This is a genomic window from Vibrio sp. S234-5 (assembly GCF_000960595.1).
Lineage (GTDB): Bacteria > Pseudomonadota > Gammaproteobacteria > Enterobacterales > Vibrionaceae > Vibrio.
On record NZ_JZAM01000035.1, the window covers coordinates 1 to 647 of the forward strand.

2 tRNA genes and 1 rRNA gene are annotated in these 647 nt (G+C 44.8%); all 3 read left to right on the forward strand.

From position 1 onward, the window contains the following. A 16S ribosomal RNA gene (locus tag UF06_RS01095) occupies nt 1–121 on the forward strand; the annotation flags it as partial. A gap of 62 nt (nt 122–183) precedes the next feature. Next, a tRNA-Ile gene (locus UF06_RS01100) sits at nt 184–260 on the forward strand. 8 nt (nt 261–268) lie between these two features. Next, a tRNA-Ala gene (locus UF06_RS01105) sits at nt 269–344 on the forward strand. Nucleotides 345–647: the final 303 nt, after the last annotated feature.

Genomic DNA, 647 nt, shown 5'->3' on the forward strand with positions numbered 1-647 from the left:
CTGCACCAGAAGTAGATAGCTTAACCTTTCGGGGAGGGCGTTTACCACGGTGTGGTTCATGACTGGGGTGAAGTCGTAACAAGGTAGCGCTAGGGGAACCTGGCGCTGGATCACCTCCTTATACGATGATTATTGCGATGAGTGTCCACACAGATTGATATGGTTTAGATTAGAGCATTTAGTGGGTCTGTAGCTCAGGTGGTTAGAGCGTACGCCTGATAAGCGTAAGGTCGGTGGTTCGAGTCCACTCAGACCCACCACTACTGATGGGGCTATAGCTCAGCTGGGAGAGCGCCTGCCTTGCACGCAGGAGGTCTGCGGTTCGATCCCGCATAGCTCCACCATCTTTAAGTGCATTAGTGATAGTGCTTTTAAACATGGTTTCGAAAGAAATCTTGCTCTTTAACAATTTGGAAAGCTGACAAAACAACAATTTATTGTTGTTTGTAAAGTTCTCAATGTTTGTCTTTAAGACAAACACCAACAAAACACATTCAAGTGTTCTTGGGAATGTCACTGTTATAGTGACGATTCAAAATTGAGTCCGGCAAATCAATGCTATCTCGCTCATTCAAATAATGAGATAGCGAACCTTGGTTGTTTAACAAAGACCCTTTCGGGTTGTATGGTTAAGTGACTAAGCGTAC